At 62.9% G+C, this 17,810-nt stretch carries 16 protein-coding genes and 1 tRNA gene; 9 read left to right on the top strand and 8 right to left on the bottom strand.

The window, feature by feature from the left end:
* Positions 1-82: 82 nt before the first annotated feature.
* The 5 genes from AC6BYQ_RS24910 (at position 83) to AC6BYQ_RS24930 (ending at position 4,501) form a co-directional block, all read left to right on the top strand.
* Positions 83-158, top strand: a tRNA-Lys gene (locus AC6BYQ_RS24910).
* A gap of 202 nt (positions 159-360) precedes the next feature.
* Positions 361-1,368 carry a Fe2+-enterobactin ABC transporter substrate-binding protein gene (gene fepB / locus AC6BYQ_RS24915; RefSeq protein WP_498057673.1) on the top strand — a complete coding sequence of 336 codons (1,008 nt, stop codon included), beginning with the start codon at positions 361-363 and terminating at the stop codon, positions 1,366-1,368.
* Positions 1,369-1,584: 216 nt separating this feature from the next.
* Complete coding sequence (fepD, locus tag AC6BYQ_RS24920; RefSeq protein WP_309530548.1) at positions 1,585-2,640, top strand: Fe(3+)-siderophore ABC transporter permease; 1,056 nt, start codon at positions 1,585-1,587, stop codon at positions 2,638-2,640.
* Positions 2,640-3,677, top strand: a complete 1,038-nt coding sequence (gene fepG / locus AC6BYQ_RS24925) for an iron-enterobactin ABC transporter permease (RefSeq protein ID WP_498057674.1) — start codon at positions 2,640-2,642, stop codon at positions 3,675-3,677. Before fepD ends, fepG begins: the two co-directional genes overlap by 1 nt.
* A 17-nt stretch (positions 3,678-3,694) precedes the next feature.
* Positions 3,695-4,501 carry an ABC transporter ATP-binding protein gene (locus AC6BYQ_RS24930; protein WP_004936408.1) on the top strand — a complete coding sequence of 269 codons (807 nt, stop codon included), beginning with the start codon at positions 3,695-3,697 and terminating at the stop codon, positions 4,499-4,501.
* A 28-nt stretch (positions 4,502-4,529) separates the two neighbouring features.
* Here the strand turns inward: AC6BYQ_RS24930 and AC6BYQ_RS24935 are convergent, their stop codons facing one another.
* The 3 genes from AC6BYQ_RS24935 to budA all read right to left on the bottom strand — a co-directional run bounded on the left by AC6BYQ_RS24935 (position 4,530) and on the right by budA (position 8,754).
* Entirely contained in the window at positions 4,530-6,116 is a 1,587-nt protein-coding gene (locus AC6BYQ_RS24935; RefSeq protein WP_019453834.1) for an ABC transporter substrate-binding protein, read from the bottom strand.
* 140 nt (positions 6,117-6,256) lie between these two features.
* A complete protein-coding gene (alsS, locus tag AC6BYQ_RS24940) occupies positions 6,257-7,942 on the bottom strand; it encodes an acetolactate synthase AlsS (RefSeq protein ID WP_019453835.1) in 1,686 nt (561 codons plus the stop codon).
* 32 nt (positions 7,943-7,974) lie between these two features.
* Positions 7,975-8,754 (bottom strand): acetolactate decarboxylase, encoded by a 780-nt coding sequence (gene budA / locus AC6BYQ_RS24945; RefSeq protein ID WP_004936416.1) that lies wholly within the window; start codon positions 8,752-8,754, stop codon positions 7,975-7,977.
* Between the two features lie 451 nt (positions 8,755-9,205).
* Here budA and AC6BYQ_RS24950 point away from each other — a divergent pair, with 451 nt between their 5' ends.
* Positions 9,206-10,108, top strand: coding sequence for a LysR family transcriptional regulator (locus tag AC6BYQ_RS24950; RefSeq protein ID WP_197668102.1), 903 nt, complete (start codon positions 9,206-9,208; stop codon positions 10,106-10,108).
* On the opposite strand, the gene eutC is transcribed toward AC6BYQ_RS24950, so the two are convergent.
* Positions 10,087-10,878, bottom strand: a complete 792-nt coding sequence (gene eutC, locus AC6BYQ_RS24955; RefSeq protein WP_498057675.1) for an ethanolamine ammonia-lyase subunit EutC — start codon at positions 10,876-10,878, stop codon at positions 10,087-10,089. The two genes, AC6BYQ_RS24950 and eutC, sit on opposite strands and share 22 nt — an antisense overlap.
* On the bottom strand, positions 10,875-12,260 hold the full coding sequence (locus AC6BYQ_RS24960; RefSeq protein ID WP_074055751.1) for an ethanolamine ammonia-lyase subunit EutB: 1,386 nt from the start codon (positions 12,258-12,260) through the stop codon (positions 10,875-10,877). The genes eutC and AC6BYQ_RS24960 overlap by 4 nt, the downstream gene beginning before the upstream one ends.
* Before the next feature lie 160 nt (positions 12,261-12,420).
* On the opposite strand from AC6BYQ_RS24960, the gene AC6BYQ_RS24965 reads away from it, so the two are divergent.
* Positions 12,421-12,969, top strand: coding sequence for a nucleotidyltransferase family protein (locus AC6BYQ_RS24965; protein ID WP_074055750.1), 549 nt, complete (start codon positions 12,421-12,423; stop codon positions 12,967-12,969).
* A gap of 52 nt (positions 12,970-13,021) precedes the next feature.
* Positions 13,022-13,489 (top strand): FlxA-like family protein, encoded by a 468-nt coding sequence (locus tag AC6BYQ_RS24970; RefSeq protein WP_019453840.1) that lies wholly within the window; start codon positions 13,022-13,024, stop codon positions 13,487-13,489.
* A 1-nt stretch (position 13,490) separates the two neighbouring features.
* Here AC6BYQ_RS24970 and AC6BYQ_RS24975 read toward each other — a convergent pair whose 3' ends face one another.
* Complete coding sequence (locus AC6BYQ_RS24975) at positions 13,491-14,411, bottom strand: LysR family transcriptional regulator (RefSeq protein ID WP_498057676.1); 921 nt, start codon at positions 14,409-14,411, stop codon at positions 13,491-13,493.
* A gap of 97 nt (positions 14,412-14,508) precedes the next feature.
* Here AC6BYQ_RS24975 and AC6BYQ_RS24980 point away from each other — a divergent pair, with 97 nt between their 5' ends.
* Positions 14,509-15,501, top strand: a complete 993-nt coding sequence (locus tag AC6BYQ_RS24980) for a bile acid:sodium symporter family protein (protein WP_019453842.1) — start codon at positions 14,509-14,511, stop codon at positions 15,499-15,501.
* A gap of 27 nt (positions 15,502-15,528) precedes the next feature.
* Here AC6BYQ_RS24980 and AC6BYQ_RS24985 read toward each other — a convergent pair whose 3' ends face one another.
* Positions 15,529-15,744, bottom strand: coding sequence for a DUF3820 family protein (locus AC6BYQ_RS24985; protein ID WP_004936441.1), 216 nt, complete (start codon positions 15,742-15,744; stop codon positions 15,529-15,531).
* Complete coding sequence (gene ligA, locus AC6BYQ_RS24990) at positions 15,744-17,765, bottom strand: NAD-dependent DNA ligase LigA (RefSeq protein WP_025160149.1); 2,022 nt, start codon at positions 17,763-17,765, stop codon at positions 15,744-15,746. Before ligA ends, AC6BYQ_RS24985 begins: the two co-directional genes overlap by 1 nt.
* Positions 17,766-17,810: the final 45 nt, after the last annotated feature.

The following is a 17,810-nucleotide window of genomic DNA, read 5'->3' on the forward strand; positions in this document are numbered from 1 at the left end:
GGTGATTAGCTCAGTTGGTAGAGCATCTCCTTTACACGGAGGGGGTCGGCGGTTCGAGCCCGTCATCACCCACCACTTCTGCGGGTCGTTAGCTCAGTTGGTAGAGCAGTTGACTTTTAATCAATTGGTCGCAGGTTCGAATCCTGCACGACCCACCAATTCAGAAAAAAGCGCCTTTTGGCGCTTTTTGCGTTTCTGCCGCACTCACTTTCCCTTCTTCTTATTCTCTCTATTCACCACGCGCTGAGATACGAATGGTTATCATTTTGGCCGCTTGAATGGTAAATTAGCGGGCAACCCCCACGGCCACTCCGCCGTCGGATTGATACGCCTTTGTGCAAGGAAAGAAAGAGCCCGCTCATGACCCTATCCTTACGTCAGCTGTTTATTTCATTCATCGCCGTTTCCACCTTGCTGCTCAGCGGCTGCGGCCCGGACGACAAGAGCGACGAGCAGAAACCGTCCGCCCCCACTGCCGACAGCAGTTGGCCGCGCACCATCGACAGCGCCAAAGGGAAATTTACGCTGGAAAAACCGCCGCAGCGCATCGTGTCCACCAGCGTCACCATCACCGGCACGCTGCTGGCGATCGACGCCCCGGTGGTCGCCAGCGCCGCCACCAGTCCGAATCCCCTGGTAGCCGATAAACAAGGTTTCTTTACCCAATGGAGCGAAGTGGCCAAACAGCGCCACGTCGAGCGGCTGTATCAGGTGGAGCCGAATGCCGAAGCCGTCGCCGCCGCCGCGCCGGACTTGATCGTCGTCGCCGCAACCGGCGGTGATTCTGCGTTAAAACTGTACGATCAGCTGTCTGCCATTGCGCCGACGCTGGTGCTCGATTACGGCGACAAAAGCTGGCAACAGCTGGCGAGCGAGCTCGGCGAGATCACCGGCCATGAGGCCGGCGCCAAACAGGCGGAAGATCGTTTCGAACAGCGCGTGGAGCAAGTGAAGCAGGCGATTGCCCTGCCGCCGCAGCCGACCACCCCGCTGGTGTATGCCGACAATGGCCGCGAGGCCATGCTGTGGACGCCGGGCTCCGCCCAGGGCAAGCTGCTGACCCAGCTCGGCTTCCAGCTGGCCACTCCGCCGGAAAGCGCCAAAGGCAACACCAGCATGGGGAAACGCCATGACATCATCCAGATCTCCGGCGAGAAAATGGCCGAGGGCCTGAACGGTAAAACGCTGATCCTGTTCGCCACCAATGAACGCAAAGTGCAGGAGCTGTTGGCCAACCCGTTCCTCAAGCATCTGGAGCCGGTGGAGCAGCGGCACGTCTACGCCGTCGGCAACGACACCTTCCGCCTCGATTACTACAGCGCCACCAACATGCTGAACCAAATCGAGCAGTTGTTCAAAAAGCCCTGAATCACGCCGTCGGCAGGCCAATCCCCTGCCGACGCTTTCCGCAAACGGATCGGCAGTTCACATTCAATCAATTGAAATATCAATAGTTATTAACATCCTCAACGCAGCTAAACCACGAACCGACGGGTGCATGCGGGCGTAAACTCGTGCTACTATTTGGCGCCCGTTATAAACGCAAATAGCAATGAGAATAAAAATCATAAAGGAGTTACCGGTGTGAACGTACCCACTCCGACTGAGCGGACGCTTTCGTCCGCGCCGCACGCAGCTTACGCCAGTGGCTTCAAACGCATCGCCGGGTTCGGTATCGGTTTGGCGCTGTTGCTGCTGTGCGTCATTGCCAGCCTGATGCTGGGTTCCAAAGCCATTCCTTTCCATACCGTCTGGCTCAGCCTGCAGGGCGTAGCGAGCGGTTCCGACAGCACCATCATTCTCAACGCCCGGGTGCCCCGTACGCTGGCGGGCATTTTGGCCGGCATGGCGCTCGGCGCCGCCGGCGCGCTGATTCAGGCGTTGACGCGCAACCCGCTGGCCGATCCCGGCGTGCTCGGCATCAACGCCGGCGCCAGCTTCGCCGTGGTCATCGGCATCATGTTTTTCGGTGCCGCCACCACCGAAAGCTATATGGTCTACGCCTTCGCCGGCGCCGCCGTCACTACCCTGCTGGTCTACCTGATCGGCACGCTGGCGGGCGGGCGAATCAACCCAGTACGGCTGACGTTGGCCGGCGTGGCTATCGGCGCGGTGCTGCTCGGCATCACCACCGGGCTGTCGCTGATCGATCCGCAAACCTTTGACCAACTCCGCTTCTGGCAGGCCGGCACGCTGGATATCCGCACGCTGTCCACGCTGCCGGTGACCACCCCCGCCATTCTGCTCGGCTGCCTGCTGACGCTGCTCATCGCCCGGCCGCTGAATACCATCGGCATGGGGGAAGATCTGGCTATCGCGCTCGGCGCGCGCGTGGTGCTGACTCAGGTGATCGCGGTGATCGCCATCACCTTGCTGTGCGGTGCAGCAACCGCCACCGTCGGCCCGATCAGCTTCATCGGCCTGATGGTGCCGCATATCGCTCGTTGGTGGGTCGGCCCCGACCAACGCTGGATCCTGCCCTACTCCATGCTGCTGGCGCCGATTTTACTGCTGTGCGCCGACGTGGTCGGCCGCTTGCTGGCGGCCGGTGAACTGCGGGTTTCCATCGTCGCCGCCTTTATCGGCGCGCCGGTGTTGATCTGGCTGGTGCGACGCAAGAAAACGCTGGGGGGCTTGTGATGAGTCTGCCCCACACTCTGCATATTGGCCGCCCGGACGGCATCATCAACTGGCGCATGCCGCTGCGCCTGCTGCTGGTCAACCTTTCGCTGCTGGCTTTGTGCCTGGCGATGGCGGTTGCCGCGCTGTGCTACGGCACGCTGCAGCTCTCGCTGGAGCAGGTCTTTGCCGCGCTCAGCGGCGAGGCGCCGAAAAACCTGGTGACTGTGGTCACCCAATGGCGCTTGCCTCGCATCGCCATGGCGCTGTTGTTAGGCGCCGCGCTCGGCATGAGCGGCGCCATTTTCCAGTCGATTATCCGCAACCCGCTCGGCAGCCCGGACGTGATCGGCTTTAATATGGGGGCTTACACCGGCGCGCTGATCGCCATCACCCTGTTCAACGGCGGCTACTATTACGTCGCCGGCGGCGCGCTGGCCGGCGGCATTCTCTCGGCGCTGGCCATCTATCTGCTCGCCTGGCGGCAAGGCATTGCCGGCTTCCGGTTGATCATCGTCGGCATCGCCATCAGCGCAGTGCTGGTCTCCACCAACACCTGGCTGATCATCACCGCTTCGCTCGAGCGCGCCATGGACGCCGCCATGTGGCAGGCCGGTTCGCTCAACGGCATGACCTGGCAAAAAGCCCAGCCCGCCACGGCGTTCATCGTGCTGGCGGCGGCCGCCGCACTGCTGATAGGCAAACGGCTGCAGCTGCTGGAAATGGGCGACGACACGGCGCGCGCGCTGGGCGTCAATGCCGAAAGCAGCCGGCTGTGGCTGATGCTGTTCGGCGTCACCCTCACCGCCGCCGTCACCGCCACCGCCGGGCCGATTTCCTTTATCGCGCTGGCGGCACCGCAGATCGCCCGTCGCCTGGCCGGACAATCCTCGGTCACCCTGACCTCCTCGGCGCTGATGGGCGCGGCGTTGCTGCTCGGCGCCGACGTGGTGTCCCAACATCTTTTCGCGCCGATCCAACTGCCGGTCGGGGTCGTGACCGTCTGCATCGGCGGCCTGTACCTGATTTGGCTGCTCATTCGAGAGGCCCGCAGATAATGAAGAGTGATAATGCCATGAGCCACCGCCTGCACGCCTCGCACCTGAAGCTGGGCTACGACAATAAAATCATCGCTGACGATCTGAGCGTGGCGATCCCCGACGGCGCCTTCACGGTGATCGTCGGGCCGAACGCCTGCGGAAAATCGACGCTGTTGCGCGCCTTGTGCCGCCTGCTGAAACCCAGCGCCGGCGAGGTGATGCTGGACGGCAAGAACATCAGCAGCTTCGCCACCAAGGCGCTGGCGCGCGAGCTTGGCCTGCTGCCGCAAACCTCGATCGCGCCGGACAGCATCACCGTGGCGGACCTGGTGTCGCGCGGCCGCTATCCGCACCAAAGCCTGCTGAAACAGTGGACGCAGGCCGACAAACAGGCGGTGGAAGCCGCAATGGCGGCCACCAACGTCAGCCAACTGGCGGACCGCAGCGTCGACGAGCTGTCCGGCGGGCAGCGTCAGCGCGTCTGGGTGGCGATGGCGCTAGCACAGCAAACCCCGCTGCTGCTGCTGGATGAGCCAACTACCTATCTGGACATCGCACACCAGATCGAGCTGCTGGATCTGTTCCGCCAACTCAACCGCGAGCGCGGTCAAACCCTAATCGCGGTGCTGCACGATCTCAACCACGCCTGCCGCTATGCCGATCACATCATCGCCATGCGCGACGGCAAGATCGTGGCGGAAGGGAAACCGGCGGAGATCATCACCGCCGAACTGGTGGAGCGGGTGTTCGGCATGCCGTGCATGATCATCGACGATCCGCTGTCCCACACGCCGCTGGTGATCCCGCGCGGCCGCTACCACTGCGACGCGCCGCAAGCATGAAAAAGGCCGGGTTAACCCGGCCTTTTCGTTATTTTTCCAGCGACACCTGCTTGAAGATGTGTTTGCCGAACGGGTCGATTTCGTAGCCTTTTACTTCCTTGCGCACCGGTTCGAAGATAGTCGAGTGCGCGATCATCAGCGCCGGCATCTGATCGTGCATCATCACCTGCGCCTGCTGGTACATCGCCACCCGTTTGGCGTGATCGTTCTCTTCGCGCGCCTGCAGGATCAGCTGGTCGAACGGTTTGTAGCACCATTTCGCCGAGTTGGAGCCGCCGAGCGAAGCGCAGGTGAACAGCGGGCCGAAGAAGTTGTCCGGATCGCCGTTGGCGGTGGTCCAACCCATCAATGCGGTCTGGTGTTCGCCGTTTTTAATCCGCTGCAAATATTCGCCCCACTCGAAGGTGACGATGTGGGCGCGCACGCCGATTTTGGCCCAGTCGGCCTGAATCATCTCCGCCATGCGCTTGGCGTTGGGATTATAGGGCCGCTGCACCGGCATCGCCCACAGATCGATGTCGAACCCCTGGCCCAGGCCGGCCTCCTGCAACAGCTGCTTCGCCCGCTCCGGCGAATACGGATAGTCTTCAAGCTGCGCGTTGCTGCCCCATTGGGTCGGCGGCAGCAGGTTCTTGGCCGGCTGGCCGGCGCCGTGGAACACCGCGTCGATGATCGCCGGTTTGTTGACCGCCAGCGCCAACGCCTGGCGCACCTTGACGTTATCCAACGGTTTCTTCTGGGTGTTGAAGGCCAGGAAGCCGATATTCAAGCCGGATTTTTCCATCACCTGGATGTTGCCGTCCTGCCGCATGCGCGCCAGATCCGCCGGATTGGGGAACGGCATCACCTGGCACTCGTTTTTTTGCAGCTTGGCGTAACGCACCGCCGCATCCGGCGTGATCGAGAACACCAGCCGGTCTATCTGCGGTTTGCCTTCCCAGTAGCGATCGAACGCCTTGTAGAGGATTTTCGCGTCCTTCTGGTACTGCACCAGTTGGAACGGCCCGGTGCCGATCGGATCGTTGTCCACCCGCTGTGGCGTGCCGGCCTTCAGCATCGCGTCGGCATATTCCGCCGAAAAAAGGGTGGCGAAGTACATGCCCAGATCGGCGACGAACGGCGCCTCGGCGCGGGAGAGCTCAAAGCGCACGGTGTGGTCGTCCACCTTGACGATCCGGTCGATCAGCGTACCGAACTCCATCGACTCGAAGTTGGTGTAGGCGCCGTTGGAGACGTTGTGATAAGGGTTGTTGGCGTCCTTCTGGCGCATAAACGAGAAGATGACGTCGTCGGCGTTGAAATCGCGGGTGGGCGTAAAATATTTATTGCTCTGGAATGCCACGCCCTTGCGCAGATGGAAGGTATAGCGCTTGCCGTCCTCGCTCACCTCCCAGCTTTCCGCCAGGCTGGGTTGCAGCTCGACGGTGCCGGGTTTGAAATCCACCAGCCGGTTGTAGATCGCCGCTGAACTGGCGTCTACCGTGGTGCCGGAGGTGAACAGCTGCGGGTTGAAGCCTTCCGGTGAGCCTTCGGAACAGTAGACCAGCGTATTGGCCCGCGCGCCGCCGGCAATCGCCAACGCCAGCAACCCGATCGTTATTGCTTTTCTTTTCATTGCGCTATCCCCAGTGGTGAAAAAACAGCCCAACGGATAGCAATAAATCATGCAGTTAGCGATGTAAAGGACAAATTCCGCGCATAAAAACGGGCAGGCGCGCAAGCGGCCTGCCCCGGTGAAACCGCGCGATGATGAAATTAAATCATCTGGCTGAAGTTCATCTGCGCCATCAGCTTATAGTTGTCGGCATAGTCGACCGGAATGGCCACCACCACCGGCCCCTGGATCGCCATCGCCTTGCGCAGCATCGGCCGCAGATCGTCCACCGACTGTACGGCGAAACCGACCGCGCCGCAGGATTCCGCGTAGGCCTTGAAGTCAATCGGCCCGAACTCCACGCCGGATTTGCGCTGGTATTTGTTCACCTCCTGCATCTCCACCATGTTGTAGGCGTTATCCACCCAGATGACGTGCACGATGTTGTTTTTCAGCCGCACCGCGGTCTCCAGCTCCATGCTCGACTGCATGAACCCGCCGTCGCCGGAGATCGACACCACCTTGTCGCCGGGGCGCACCAACGCCGCGCCGATGGCCCACGGCAACGCCACCCCCATGGTTTGCTGGCCGTTGGAGATCAACAGCTGGCGGGCGCGGAAGCTGTAAAGATAGCGGGCGATCCAGATGTGGAAGCTGCCCATGTCCACGCACAGCGTCACGTCGTCGCTGACGATGTCCTGCAGCTCCTTGACGATGCGTAGCGGGTGGATCGGCATACCGCCGCGCCGCGCGGCGCGCTCCGCCAGTTCAGTGCGTTGACGGCCGAGATCGGTGAGGATCAGTTCTACCTCGGGCGGCACGCAGACTGCCTCACTGAACGCTTCGGTCATCATGTTCAGCGTGGCGCTGATGTTGCCCACCAGCTCGACGTCCGGACGATAACAGGTATCGATATCCGCCGGCAGCACGTCGAGATGCACCAGCTTCAGCCGCCCGTGGCTGTTCCACATGCAGGGATCGTATTCGATCGGATCATAGCCGACGCTCACCACCAGATCGGCCTTCTGCAGCAACTGATCGGCCGGCTGGTTGTTGAACAGACCGACGCGGCCGGCAAAACGGGCGAAGTGATTGACGTCGATCACCCCCGCCGCCTGATAGGTGCCGACCACCGGCATATGGGTGCGGTACAGCAGATGGCGCACCGCCTCGCTGTTCTCTGGCCGGCTGGCCTGCAAACCGAGCAGCAATACCGGGCATTTGGCCTGGCGGATCAGTTTCACCGCCGCCTGAATGTCGTCCGCCGCCGCAGCCCCCATGCGCGGCAAGCGGCAGCCGGCCAGCACCGGCGCCGTGACCGGTTCATTGACGATATCCATCGGCAGGCTGACGAACGACGCCCCCGGGCGGCCGAACTCGGCGCGGCGGAAGGCGTTGGCGATCACCTCGGAAATCGCCGAGCCGGCGTGCACTTCGGCGCAATACTTGGTCACCGGCCGGAACATGCTGACGGTATCCATGCTCTGGTGCGTCTGCTTCAGGCTGTCGGCGCGCTTCACCGCTCCGCCGAAGGCCACCACCGCATCCCCTTCCGAGGTGGCGGTGGCCAGCCCGGTGATCAGGTTGGAACTGCCCGGCCCGGAGGTGACCAGCGCCACCCCGGCCTTGCCGGTCAGGCGGCCGACCGCCGCCGCCATAAAGGCCGCGTTGGCCTCATGCCGCACCACCACTGTTTCGATCGACGGTGCGTCCTCCAGCGAATCGAACACCCGGTCTATCTTGGCGCCCGGAATGCCGAAAACGTGTTTGACGCCCTGCGCTTCCAGGTTTTTCACCACCAAATCGGCGCCGCATTGCCAGTCATTGCCTGTTTTTTCCTGTGCCATGGTTCCACCTCCTAAGAAAACGATCGCCGGGGTTAGCCCTCGGCGGAACGAATCGCGCGGTCCAAATCCTCTGGGCAGAGGTTGGCGCGCAAGAAATCCGCATCATGCGGCAACTGAAGATTGAGACGGGTGATGACGCCGAACTGCAGGCGGCCGTGATCGAGCTGGTAGTCCAGCACGTGGCCGCCGCCGCTGCGGTCGTCGGTAACGAAATGTTCGTGATAGCCGGCCACGCCGATGCCCTGCATGTAATCCGGCGAGCGGAAGCCGACCAGCGTGCCGCGCCGCTGATGGAACGAGAAGGTCGGCTGCTCTTCTATCGCTTCCAGCATCGGGCGATAGGGCCGTTCCTGACGCGGCACGGTGCGGGTTTCCACATGGCTGAACTCGCCATCAACCCTTACCGCGCAAAACAGGTTCGGCGAGGCGACCTGCTCGTCGATGCACTGGTGCAGCTGCGCCTTGGTGATTGGCCGGTCGAACTGCTGGCTGATGCTGGGCTGGAAAAAGGTGACGACGGCGAAAGGGGTTTTCTGTTGCAGACCGGCTGGGCGGGCGCTGCCGTCGGCGCGCAGCTGGTGTATTTCCTGGTCGAAGGCGATCAGTTCGCCATCCAGATGATTGAAGGTGCCGAGGCCGAAATCGCCATGTTTGAGCAGCTCGGCAATAGTGGTTTCGCCCTCGTAGACCCCGTCAATGAGCGCGCTCATCAGCGAGATTTGATAGATTTCGCCCTCCCCGGCGTTGATCGACTGCCTGGCGAAACCCTGCGCCAAATGGCGCGCACAGGAACACCCGTGTTTTTCGTTCATGACTAACTCCTCCACCAGCGCGGAATCGCGGTTCCGCGCGTTCAAAAGACCCACCGGCGGTGAGCCAAGATGCCGCCCAGGTCACGTTCATCAGTTGGAACGATTCAGCCTGAGGCGACAAAAAAACCGGCACGGCTGGCCGGCCGATATCCAGAACTCACGGCATAATGTGTGACAGTAAAGGCTCACTAATCATTAATACCGAGTCGGATATCAAATTGAACGGTTAATCTGGTGTTGGAGCGACAATCAACTCCGCAGGCGGCTCGTGCAGCCTGGGAAAAACATCTGTTATTTAGTGCTAAGCGCCGCAAGGTTTATGCGTTTTCTCTCTATACGGCCGGGATGCGGCGGCGTTGAAGCCCGCCGTCAACCCGCAGCCAGAGTAGCCGCAGCGCCGCCGACAGAGAAGCGGGTATTCATAAGAAACGCTTTTGCATATAATGCAAAAATGAATGACGCCCGTTATGTTGAACATCTACCGATCTTTCTCGACGTGGCCCGCCTGGGCAGCTTTTCCGCCGCCGCACGCCGGCTGGGCATGGTGCCCTCCTCGCTGGTGCGCCATATCGACGCGCTGGAAAGCGCGCTCGGCGCCGCGCTGTTCGTCCGCTCCACCCGTGGGCTGCTGCTGACCGACGCCGGCGAGCTGCTGCTGACGCGCGCCGCCGCGCTGATGACGGACATTACCGGTATTCACGCAGAGCTGAGCGCGTTGAACGAAACGCCGCAGGGCACGCTGCGCATCAGCTGTCTGCCGACCTTCGGCAAAACCTATGTGTTGCCGTTGCTGCCGACGTTGGCGGAGCGCTATCCGCAGCTGTGGATCGATCTCGATCTGACCGAACGCCAGACCGATCCGACGCAGGAACCGCTGGACGCCGCCATCCGTATCGGCGAGCAGAAGGACAGCGCGCTGTACGCCAGCCGTATCGCCACCCAACGCTGGGTTATGTGCGCCAGCCCCGCCTACGTCGCGCGCTATGGCCTGCCGACCGATCTGGAGGCGCTGCCGCAGCACCGGCTGATCGCCCGCTACCACAAACAACAGCCGGCCTGTTGGGCGCAGATACTCGACGCGGCGCTGATGAGCCGCTGCACCATGGCGCTGCGCTGCGACGACTTCACCGCGCAGCGTCAGGCCGCGCTGCTCGGCCTGGGTATCGCTTTTCTGCCCAACTGGGTGGTGGGGCCGGACGTGCAGAACGGGCAACTGGTGCAGATGCTGGAAGATCCGCGCCATGAGCAGCAAGGCATCTACCTGCTGCGGCCGATGGCGAAGGTATCCGCCCGGCTGGCGGCCTTCACCGCCCTGCTGCAGCAAACCATCGGTCAGCCGCCCAGCTGGGCGTAAAGCGGCGTGACCCGATTGTGCAGCGCCGGGTTATCGCTCTCGTCCTTCAGCTCGATGCCGGTCAATCGCCGCTGAAACGCCTGCTCCAGCAGCCAGGCCAGGCGGAACGCCGCCTGCGGATAATCCAGCCCCTCAGGCCGCACGTTGGAGATGCAGTTGCGCTCAGAGTCTCTTCTGTGCGAGTTCGGCTCCCAGGTCAAATAGACGCCCAGGCTGTCCGGCGACGACAGCCCCGGCCGTTCGCCGATCAGTACCGCCACCGCCCGGGCTTGCAGGCATTCGCCGATCTCATCCCCCAGCGCCACCCGCGCCTGATGCGCCAGCGCCACCGGCGCGACGGCCAGCCCCAGCGTCTCGAGATAGGGCAACAGCGCCTGCAGCAACGGCAGCGCCTGGCGATGCACCGCCTTGGAGGAGAGGCCGTCCGCCACCACCAGTAACAAATCGATGCGGCGCGGCGGCAAACCGAGCAGCAGGCTGCGGCTGTCCGGCGCCAGTCGCCGCCCCAGATCCGGCCGACGCAGGTAGGCGGCGCGGTCTGTAGCCTGGCTGCGCACCGCCAGCGAGGGCCAACCGGCCTCGTGCAGATCCGCCGCCAGCCGCTCGCTGTCGAAAGGCTGATGCACCGCGTCGCGCGCCTGGGCATGGGCCAGGCCGAAGCGCAGCAGCTCGTCGGTCGGCAGGCTGGCGCCGGTGCGCCCCAGCGCGATGCGCGCATCGGTAAAGGCGCGCAGCGCGTCCCAGCTGTTGACGTGTACCGGTTTGCTCATGTGCGTTCTCCCTGCAGCGCCAGCAACAGCGGGTGATTGGCGGCGGCATCGCGCAGCCGCCCGCGCTCGTCGGTGATGTTCATCGCCGCCAGCCAGGCGGCGAATTCCGGCGCGTGTTTCAGCCCCAGCAGCTCGCGGATATAAAGCGCATCATGGAACGAGGTGCTTTGGTAGTTAAGCATGATATCGTCCGCGCCCGGCACGCCGATCAGGAACGTCAGCCCGGCGGCGGCCAACAGCGTCAGCAAGGTATCCATGTCGTCCTGATCGGCTTCGGCATGGTTGGTATAGCAGACGTCGCAGCCCAGCGGCAGGCCGAGCAGCTTGCCGCAGAAGTGGTCCTCCAGCCCGGCGCGGATGATTTGTTTGCCGTCATACAGATACTCCGGGCCGATAAACCCCACTACGGTGTTGATCAGCAGCGGCGAAAAATGGCGCGCCACCGCATAGGCGCGTGCCTCGCAGGTTTGCTGATCGACGCCGTGATGCGCGTTGGCCGACAGGCAACTGCCCTGCCCGGTTTCGAAATACATCACGTTATCGCCCAATGTGCCGCGCTTGAGGCTCAGCGCCGCCTGCTGCGCCTCCGCCAGCAGCGCCAGACTGATGCCGAAACCGCGGTTGGCCGCCTCGGTGCCGGCGATCGACTGAAACACCAGATCCACCGGCGTGCCGCGCTCCATCAGCCGCAGCGTGTTGGTCACGTGGGTCAGCACGCAGGATTGGGTGGGAATGGCGAAGCGCTGGATCACGTCGTCCAGCATGTAGTTGAGTTTTTCCAGCAGCGGCAGGCTGTCGCTGGCCGGGTTGATGCCGACCACCGCGTCGCCGCTGCCGTACAGCAGGCCGTCCAGCATGCTGGCGGCGATGCCCTGCAGGCTGTCGGTCGGGTGATTGGGCTGCAGCCGCACGCTGAGGTGGCCCGGCAGGCCGATCGTATTGCGAAAACGCGTCACCACCCGGCATTTCTTCGCCACCAGGATCAGATCCTGATTGCGCATGATCTTGCTGACCGCCGCCGCCATCTCCGGCGTTATGCCGGCGGCCACCTGCGCCAGCATGGCGCTGTCCGCCTGCTCGCTCAGCAGCCAGTCGCGAAAATCGCCGACCGTGAGGTGCGAGATGGGCGCAAAGGCGACGGCATCGTGGCTGTCGATAATCAGGCGGGTCACCTCGTCCTGTTCGTACGGCACCAGCGGCTGCTGCAGGAACACCTTAAGCGGCAGATCCGCCAGCGCGATGCGCGCCGCCATGCGCTCTTCGGCGCTTTGCGCTGCCACTTCCGCCAGATAATCGCCGGAACGCGCCGGCGAAGCCTTTGCCATCAGCTGGCGCAGGTCGCCGAAGCGATAGCCGCGTTGGCCCAACGTTGCCTGATACATAGCCCCCTCCCTTGCCCTGCGTGACGAGATACAAGCCCTGCACCAAGTGTAGTCAGCGGGAGAAGAAAATTATTTTGCCGGCGATCGCCGCCATCACGCTTCCCCCCCATTTCGCCCGCCGCCGCTTCGGGTTACAGTAGCCGCGAAAACGGGAGGGATGATGGATCCGCAACGGCAAATTATCGAATGGCTGCAACAAGATAACGCTCGCATGGCGGCCCTGCGCACCGTGCGCAGGCTCGGCCTGAATGACTGGTGCCTCGGCGCCGGCTTTGTACGCAATCTGGTGTGGGACCGGCGGCATGGCTACGCCGTGGCGACGCCGCTCAACGATATCGACGTGATTCATTTCGATGCGGAGCGTGCGCAGGCCGAACGCGATCGCATGCTGGAAGCGCGTTTGCAACAGTGGCTGCCGCAGCCGTGGTCGGTCAAGAACCAGGCGCGCATGCACCTACGCAGCGGCCGGGCGCCCTACCGCAACAGCGAAGAGGCCATCAGCTTCTGGACCGAAGTGGAAACGGCGATCGGCGCGCGCCTGAACGCCGACGACAGCATCACGCTGGTGGCCCCCTTCGGGCTCGCGGCGCTGTTCAACGACACCATCACCTTCAACGTGAAAAACGGCGACCGCGCCGCCTATGCCCAGCGGGTGCTCGACAAAGGCTGGCTGCTGCGCTGGCCGCATCTGCGGCAGGTAAAGATTTAGCCGCCGCTGCCGATACCCTGAACAGCGATATACCGACTCAGGGAGAGCATCCATGTCGACCACCATCACCATGATAGTACCGATCAAAAATACCGTTCCCGGCGTCAGCAACGTGTTCAGCGCGCCGGGCCATCAGGGCGAACTGCTGATGGCCAAACCGGTCAACAACCAGCCGCAAGGCGGCAAGATGGAGAAAAACGAACGCGCCAACGGCAATGACGAACCGGTCAACCTCAACGAAAGCCGCGCCTCGGCCCGCATCAAGGCGCTGAACCGGCAGATTCAGGCGCTGCAGCAAAAGTTGGTGGAGCTAAAGGACTCCGACGCCGATCCTAAGGAAATCGAAAAGCAGAAGCAGCTGATCGAAGCGCAGATCAAGATGTTGCAGGCAGAAATCGCCCGCATCCAGAAAGAAGAAATGGAAAAGCAGCAGCAGGAGCAGATGGCAAAAGCCGCGGCGCAATCCGGCGACGGCGTAAACCGCCCAACGCCGCTCAACGCTGTGGACGTCTATATCTGAGTCAATATTCCGCGTTTTCCTGCCGGCGCTGTTGCAGCAGCGCCGCCTGCTGACGCGCCACCTGCCAGATGGCCTCCGCCGCCGGCGTCAGCGAACGGTTCTTGCGCCGCACCAGCATCAGAGCACGGTTGATCTCCGGCACCAGCCGCCGCACCCGGAGCCGCCCCCCTTCCGGCAGCGGCAACGCCAACGCCGGGAAAATGCTGATGCCGATCCCCTCCGCCACCATCGGGAACAGCGTCGCCGGATGGCCGATTTCCTGCACTACCTGCGCCTCCACGCCCTGCTGTCTCAGCGCGCTGTCGATCAGCGGTCGGCTGCCCGACGCATAGTCCTGCAACACCAGGCGGCAACCGTTCAGCGCCGACCAATGTACCGCCTGTTGCGCCGCGAACGGATGATCGTCGCGGCACAGCAACAGGAACGGCTCGTGCAGCACCGCTTCGCACTCCAGATCCACCGCCTGTATCGGATCGACCACGATGCCGAAATCCACCTCCGCGTTGCGTACGCTGTGCAGCACCTGCTGCTGCGCCTGATCGCGCAGCATGATGCGGATCTCCGGGTATTCGCGCTCACCGGCCGCGATGCACTGCGGCATCAGATGGGCGGAAATGGTTTGGCTCGTCGCCACCCGCACCGTGCCGCTGCGCTGTACGCCAAAGCTGCGCGCATCCAGCAACGCGGCCTGCAGTTCGTCCAGCAGCCGCTCGACCCGATTGGCCAGCCGCAGGCCGGCGTCGGTCAGCACCACTTCACGCGTGGTGCGATCCAGCAGGCGCACGCCGACCTCTGCTTCCAGCTCTTTCACGCTGTGGCTGACCGCCGATTGCGTCAGACCAATCGCCTCACCGGCGCGGCTGAAACTGCCGTGGCGAGCGATGGCGACGAACACCCGCAGCTGTTTGAGTGAGTAATTCATGTGTTTTATTCATATATGAATTAAATAAATCAATTTAATTATTATATGCCCACGAGGGAGAATAGCCCCATCGATTTTCTACCCTGAGCGCACCGCCATGAGATTTCTGCCCGATCGTTTTACCCTGACGCTGATCGCCACCGTATTGCTGGCGTCGTTCCTGCCGGCGCGCGGCGAGTTCGTCGGCTGGCTCAACGCCCTGACCATCGCCGCCATCGCCCTGCTGTTCTTCATGCACGGCGCCAAGCTGTCGCGCGAGGCCATCCTGGCCGGCAGCAATAACTGGCGGCTGCATCTGTGGGTGATGTTCAGCACCTTCATCATTTTTCCGGCGCTGGGCATGCTGTTCGCCTGGTGGGCGCCGATCGACGTCAGCCCCGAGCTGTACGCCGGTTTCATCTACCTGTGCATCCTGCCCGCCACCGTGCAATCGGCCATCGCCTTCACCTCGCTGGCGGGCGGCAACGTGGCGGCGGCGGTGTGTAGCGCTTCCGCCTCCAGCCTGCTCGGGATCTTCGTGTCGCCGCTGCTGGTCGGCCTGCTGATGAATGTGCACGGCGATACCGGCAGCCTGCGGCAGGTCGGCTCGATCGTGCTGCAGCTGCTGGTGCCGTTCGTCGCCGGCCACCTGCTGCGGCCGCTGATCGGCGGCTGGATCGAACGCCATCGCCCGCTGATCGGCAAAACCGACCAGACCTCGATTCTGCTGGTGGTGTACGCCGCCTTCAGCGAAGCGGTGACGCACGGCATCTGGCATCAGGTCGGGCTTGGTTCGCTGGCGTTTATCGTCGGCGGCAGCATCGTGTTGCTGACGATCGTGCTGGTGGTGAACACTTACATGGCGCGTTGGCTGGGGTTCAGCAAGGCGGACGAGATCACCATCGTGTTCTGCGGCTCGAAGAAAAGCCTGGCGAACGGCATTCCGATGGCCAATATCCTGTTTCCGGCGGCTCAGGTGGGGATCATGGTGCTGCCGTTGATGGTGTTTCATCAGGTGCAGTTGATGACCTGCGCAGTGTTGGCGAAGAGGTACCAGCGTAAGCGGCAGACGCAACAGGCGGTGCCCAACGCACAGGCGTCGCGCGGGTAAAAAAAAGACGGGCCAAGGCCCGTCAGATCAGCTTTTCTTCAGCGGCTTGACCAGGTGGTCAAGCCCTTCGATTTTAATCGCCAGCGTCATCTCCATCAGCATGCCGAGCTTGCCTTTGGGGAATTCGCCTTTGCGAGCGAACCACAGCAGGTACTCTTCGGGCAGGTCGATCAGCACCCGCCCCTGGTACTTGCCGAACGGCATCACGGTATTGGCGATCTCCAGCAGGTTTTCTTTTTCCATCAGTCACCCAGCAGGCGGATCATCTCCGCTTCATCGATCACCGCGATACCCAGCTCCTGCGCCTTCGCCAGCTTGGAACCGGCCGCCTCGCCGGCGATCACCAGGTCGGTTTTCTTCGATACGCTGCCACTGACCTTGGCGCCCAGCGCCGTCAGGCGATCTTTGGCTTCGTCACGCGACAGCTGGCTCAGCGAACCGGTCAGCACCACGGTTTTGCCGGCGAACGGGCTGTCTATCTCTTCCGCCACCACCACCACCGGCGCCGGCCAATGAATGCCGATCTCAGCGCCCACCAGCTCGTTGATGACCTGCTGATTGAGCGCTTCATCGAGGAAGTTGCGGGTGTGTTTGGCCACCACTTCACCGACGTCCGGTACTTCTTTCAACGCCTCGATATCGGCGGCGAACAGCTTCTCCAGCGAACCGAAATGCGCCGCCAGGTTGGCAGCGGTCGCCTCACCGACCTCGCGAATGCCCAGCGCGTACAGGAAGCGGGCGAAGGTGGTCTGCTTGGATTTCTCCAGCGCGTTGACCAGGTTCTGCGCCGATTTCGGCCCCATGCGATCCAGGCCGGTCAGAATGCCGGCGGACAGGCGGAACAGATCGGCCGGATTCTTCACGTACTCCTTGTCCACCAGCTGCTCGATGATCTTGTCGCCCATGCCCTCTACGTCCAGCGCGCGACGGGAAACGAAGTGCTTCAACGCCTCTTTGCGCTGCGCACCGCAGATCAGCCCGCCAGTGCAACGCGCCACGGCCTCGCCTTCCACGCGCTCAACGTCGGAACCGCACACCGGGCAATGCAGCGGGAACACCACTTCGCGCGCATCCTGCGGCCGGCGGTCTTCCAGCACCCCCACCACCTGCGGGATCACGTCGCCGGCGCGGCGCACGATCACCGTATCGCCGATGCGCAGCCCCAGACGCTCGATTTCATCGGCGTTGTGCAAGGTCGCGTTGCTGACGGTCACCCCGGCCACCAGCACCGGCTCAAGGCGGGCCACCGGCGTAATCGCGCCGGTGCGGCCAACCTGAAACTCCACTTCGCGCACCACGGTGATCTGCTCCTGCGCCGGGAATTTGAACGCCGTCGCCCAGCGCGGCGCGCGCGCCACGAAGCCCAGCGTTTCCTGCAGGTCGATGTCGTCAATCTTGATCACCACGCCGTCGATGTCGAAACCGAGCTGCGCGCGGTCCTGCTCGACCTGGCGATAAAACGCCAGCACTTCCTCGCTGCCGGTGCGGCGTTGGGCGCGATCGCTGACCGGCAGACCCCAGGCTTTGAACTGCATCAGGCGCTCAAAGTGGCTGCGCGGCAGCTCGCCGCCTTCCAGCAGGCCAACGCCATAGCAGAAGAAGGTCAACGGACGTTTGGCGGCAATACGCGGATCGAGCTGACGCAGCGAGCCGGCGGCGGCGTTGCGCGGATTGGCGAACACCTTGCCGTCTTTGCGCCGGGCTTCTTCGTTCATTTGCTCAAAACCGGCCTGCGGCATAAACACTTCGCCGCGCACTTCCACCCGGCGCGGGATGTTGTCGCCGGTCAGGCGCAGCGGGATGGCGCGGATGGTACGCACGTTGGCGGTGATGTTCTCACCGGTGGTGCCGTCGCCGCGCGTCGCCGCGCGCACCAGCTCGCCGTCTTCGTACAGCAGGCTGACCGCCAGGCCATCCAGCTTCAGTTCGCAGCAGAAGGTCAGCGGATCGCTGCTCTTGAGCCTATCTTGCACGCGCTTGTAAAACGCCAGGAAGCTCTCTTCGTCAAACACGTTGTCCAGCGACAGCATCGGCACTTCGTGACGCACCTGGTCGAACGCCGCCAGCGGCGCCGCGCCCACGCGCTGGGTCGGCGAATCGGCGGTGACCCACTCAGGATGCGCGCTCTCCAGCTCGCGCAGCTCGCGCATCAGACGGTCATATTCCGCATCCGGCACTTCCGGCGCATCCAGCACATGATACTGGTATTCATGATGGCGCAATGTGGCTCGTAGTTGATTGATTTGTTGGATTATCGATTCCATGGCTCACCATCAAAGATAAAAAACCCCCGGCTAGCGGGGGCTTTG

The organism is Serratia sp. LTN-2 (assembly GCF_059740205.1).

Excerpts from the sequence above, each read along its gene's own strand:
- AC6BYQ_RS24960 (WP_074055751.1), bottom strand. The coding sequence starts at position 12,260 with ATGTATCAGGCAACGTTGGGCCAACGCGGCTATCGCTTCGGCGACCTG.
- AC6BYQ_RS24975 (WP_498057676.1), bottom strand. The coding sequence starts at position 14,411 with ATGAATTACTCACTCAAACAGCTGCGGGTGTTCGTCGCCATCGCTCGC.
- AC6BYQ_RS24930 (WP_004936408.1), top strand. The coding sequence starts at position 3,695 with ATGAGCCACCGCCTGCACGCCTCGCACCTGAAGCTGGGCTACGACAAT.
- budA (WP_004936416.1), bottom strand. The coding sequence starts at position 8,754 with ATGAACGAAAAACACGGGTGTTCCTGTGCGCGCCATTTGGCGCAGGGT.
- AC6BYQ_RS24950 (WP_197668102.1), top strand. The coding sequence starts at position 9,206 with ATGAATGACGCCCGTTATGTTGAACATCTACCGATCTTTCTCGACGTG.
- AC6BYQ_RS24965 (WP_074055750.1), top strand. The coding sequence starts at position 12,421 with ATGGATCCGCAACGGCAAATTATCGAATGGCTGCAACAAGATAACGCT.
- alsS (WP_019453835.1), bottom strand. The coding sequence starts at position 7,942 with ATGGCACAGGAAAAAACAGGCAATGACTGGCAATGCGGCGCCGATTTG.
- AC6BYQ_RS24980 (WP_019453842.1), top strand. The coding sequence starts at position 14,509 with ATGAGATTTCTGCCCGATCGTTTTACCCTGACGCTGATCGCCACCGTA.
- AC6BYQ_RS24985 (WP_004936441.1), bottom strand. The coding sequence starts at position 15,744 with ATGGAAAAAGAAAACCTGCTGGAGATCGCCAATACCGTGATGCCGTTC.
- ligA (WP_025160149.1), bottom strand. The coding sequence starts at position 17,765 with ATGGAATCGATAATCCAACAAATCAATCAACTACGAGCCACATTGCGC.
- eutC (WP_498057675.1), bottom strand. The coding sequence starts at position 10,878 with ATGAGCAAACCGGTACACGTCAACAGCTGGGACGCGCTGCGCGCCTTT.
- AC6BYQ_RS24935 (WP_019453834.1), bottom strand. The coding sequence starts at position 6,116 with ATGAAAAGAAAAGCAATAACGATCGGGTTGCTGGCGTTGGCGATTGCC.
- AC6BYQ_RS24970 (WP_019453840.1), top strand. The coding sequence starts at position 13,022 with ATGTCGACCACCATCACCATGATAGTACCGATCAAAAATACCGTTCCC.
- fepB (WP_498057673.1), top strand. The coding sequence starts at position 361 with ATGACCCTATCCTTACGTCAGCTGTTTATTTCATTCATCGCCGTTTCC.
- fepG (WP_498057674.1), top strand. The coding sequence starts at position 2,640 with ATGAGTCTGCCCCACACTCTGCATATTGGCCGCCCGGACGGCATCATC.